We start from the raw sequence: 3,143 nt of genomic DNA, 5'->3' as shown, positions 1-3,143 counted from the left end.
CCTTGATCTGCTCGAGTGCTGCGCGCAGTTCCTCTGGCGCGTTGATGATCAGCGTTTTCAATGTGATCATCGCCTGCGATTTGGCCTTCACCGCGCTGTCACGAGCAATTTTAAGATGCCGGATCATCTCTGAAAGCCCTGTCTGCGTCTTGGCCAGGGCTGTGGCTTGTCCATTAAGCACCGATCTGGCGGCGCCTTCGGCATCTAGGCTGTCAGATTTTCCGTGGAGATAGCGCAACTGACGATTGGGACGCATAACATCAAGGACCAGATGGCCCTTGGCCAGCAGATTCCGGGACAAGCCCGCACCGTAAGAACCAGTGCCCTCAATGCCAAAGGCCTTGATGCTGCCAAACGCGGATGCCCATGTCTCGAGATCGCGATACCCTTTGCGGGTCGTTGGGATCGTCATGGCGCCGAGGCGGGCGCCATGCGTATTGATCGCGACAGCTATGTGGTTCGATTTATGCGTGTCGACGCCGATGATGATCTCGTCCATGGATGCCCTTTCGCAGGAATGGCCCCGGGCACCGATCGAGAGGACAGGACTGTGAAGGTACGCGACCGTCAGGCTCCTATGAGGTCACATCTCCCCCGCTGCCGGGGCAACCTGATGGTCGACAGGTCAACGCAATGACACTGGGTCAATCGTAGCATGGGTCAGGCCATCAGGCTGCGATACCACATTCACAGTCGTAGCTGTCCCCGACACTGCCCACAGACGGTTCGATGCCGGCTTCGGCGAGACGCTCGGTGTAGCGGATGCTGACATATTGGCTGCCGCGATCGGAATGATGCACCAGGCCACCGCGATGAATGGGTCGGCGTTCGTGCAAGGCCTGTTCGAGAGCGTTGAGCACAAAGCTCGCATGGGCGGTCCTGCTCACCCGCCAGCCGACGATACGACGGGCGTAGGCGTCGATCACGAAAGCAACATAGACCATGCCGCCCCACGTCGAGACGTAGGTAAAATCGGAAACCCAGAGCCTGTTCGGTGCCGGAGCGTGGAACTGCCGATTGACGTGATCCAGCGGGCAAGGCGCCGCCTTGTCGCTGATCGTCGTACGTACCGGCTTGCCTCGGATCACTCCTTGCAGGCCCATCGAACCCATCAATCTCTCCACGGTGCAGCGTGCGACCGTCTGGCCCTCGCGCTGCAATTGCCGCCAGACCTTGCGCACGCCATAGACCTCGAAGTTCTCGGCAAAGACACGCTGAATCTCCCACTGGAGAGCCAAATCCCGCTTGGAACGGGCGCAGAGCTGATCGGGATTGGCTCTGTGCGCCGCGTGACGGTGGTAGGTTGAAGGGGCGATCGGCAAAAGCCTGCAGATCGGCTCGCCCCCGTACGCCTCCCGATGATCGTCGATGAAGGCGATCATCGCTTCAGTGGGCGGTCGAGCTCCGCCTGCGCAAAATAAGCACTCGCCTTGCGCAGGATCTCGTTGGCTTGGCGAAGCTCACCGATCTCCCGCTCCTGCGCCTTCAACTTCTCGGCGATATCGGCCGGGACACCTGCCCGGACACCACTATTGACCTCGGCCTTCTTCACCCATTCCAGCAACGTGTGCGCCGAGCAGCCGATCTTCGCGGCGATCGATTGCACCGCTGTCCAGCGCGAGGAGTGTTCGCCCTCGTGCTCCAGCACCATCCGCACCGCCCGTTCTCGCACCTCGGCTGAGAATTTGTTCGTCGTCTTGCTCGTCGCTGATTTGCTCGTCATCGCTCCATCCTATTTGGAAGTTAGAGCCTCCGACAAATCCGGGGCGGTTCAGTCTCGAGGACCGCTATGTCTCGCTCCCAGGTTCGCAACGATGGCCTTGACCGAATTCCCTGGGTTGCGAGCCAGACCAATATCCGATTTTCGATCCGTGTTCGCTCCTGAACAAGATATTCTCGCTCTCGGTGTACGCGTTTGCCGTCCTCCTCGTCGGGAGTTGGCACACGCACCATACTGCAGATTTGGGTGTCTCCCGCCAGATAGGCCGCAAGCACTCGCAAAAAGCCCTCCACATCAAGTCGATCGGTCTTCGCCCGGCGATTCACGAGGATGCTTGTCGGTTCGACCACGTGCGTTGGAATAGTGTGGTCGGTGAGCAGCCGATGGATCCAGAATCCGTCCCGCCCGGCTTCGAAGCAACAGGCAATGGATGCGCCGGTCTTCGACGTCTTCTGATTGCGCGATTGGAGCTCGCCAAGAAGTTTGAGCAACGCGTCCGTGCCTCTGTCTGGAAGGTTGTACCATCGACCCAATTCGGTGAAGGATCACTGCGATGCGCCGAGCAAGCGCCACCATGGCGCGCTTCCGACCGCGGCGGCGTGCTATCTGTGCTGCCCATGTTCTGAGCCATGTCGAGCGTCCCCGATTGATCATGACGGTCGAAGCCTGACACAGAGCACGGCGCAGGTTGACGTCTCCGGCCTTTGTAATGCCACCCGATACATCACGTTCGCCAGACTGGTTGCGTGAAGGTGTCAGGCCGACCCAAGGGCCAACCTTTTTCGACGACGTGAATCGAGCAGGATCATCGACGGCAGAGCGGAAGGTCAATGCCACGACTGCGCCGATCCCAGGCATAGACATTAACCGATGGCAGGCCGAGTCATCCCGGGCGGGCTGGCGGACGCATCGTTCCAGTTCCGCCAACTCGCGCCGCAGACAGGCCCGCGCTCGCAGCATCGGCTCCGTGGCGGCTTCGAGCATTCGATTGCCGACTGTCAGTTCGCGGATGCGATGCTCGAATTGGCCGCGCGAGATGGCACCGACCTTCAGCCCTAAGTTCCGCAGGAGCCCACGCAGGGACATCTCCAGTGCGATCATCCCCTGCTGGATCGCTTTGCGAGCTCCGAGCACGGTACGGACCTCCTGCGCCGAAACGGATTTACAGTGAACCGGGCGGAACCAGCCCAGATGCAGCAGGCGGGCAATTCCTTCCGCGTCGCGCCGGTCAGTCTTGATCGGCATAGCCTTCAAGCCGCCCTTGACCTGCCGAGTTTCCATCAAAACGACGTCCAGACCCACCTCGGCCAATCCGCGATGCAACCATTGCGACAAAGGGCCGGCCTCGAGGCCGATGGCGGCAATGCTGCCATTCTGTTCTGCGATCCAACTCGCGAGCGCCTCCGGCTCGCTGGCGACCTGT

Annotated in this window: 1 protein-coding gene, 3 pseudogenes and 1 other annotated feature; all 4 genes and pseudogenes read right to left on the bottom strand. The window is 60.5% G+C overall.

Features of this window, described 5'->3' with window-relative positions; all coding sequences use genetic code 11:
- Window positions 1-499 (bottom strand): IS110 family transposase (locus tag ACTJKX_RS38050; protein ID WP_440728090.1); only part of this gene is annotated, 499 nt, incomplete at its 3' end.
- A 193-nt stretch (window positions 500-692) separates the two neighbouring features.
- A pseudogene (locus tag ACTJKX_RS38045) lies at window positions 693-1,723 on the bottom strand (IS3 family transposase); the annotation flags it as partial.
- Window positions 1,308-1,424: a sequence feature (AL1L pseudoknot), on the bottom strand. Its footprint overlaps the pseudogene before it by 117 nt.
- 50 nt (window positions 1,724-1,773) lie before the next feature.
- Window positions 1,774-2,214 (bottom strand): annotated as a pseudogene (locus ACTJKX_RS38040) (IS110 family transposase); the annotation flags it as partial.
- 97 nt (window positions 2,215-2,311) lie between these two features.
- Window positions 2,312-3,076, bottom strand: a pseudogene (locus ACTJKX_RS38035) (IS110 family transposase); the annotation flags it as partial.
- Between the last annotated feature and the right edge of the window lie 67 nt (window positions 3,077-3,143).

Origin of the sequence: Labrys sp. 22185 (assembly GCF_052045555.1) — a bacterium.
Classification (GTDB): Bacteria; Pseudomonadota; Alphaproteobacteria; order Rhizobiales; family Labraceae; genus Labrys; species Labrys neptuniae.
The sequence above is the reverse complement of the archived record's forward strand: the minus strand, read 5'-3'. Positions and strand labels throughout refer to the sequence as shown.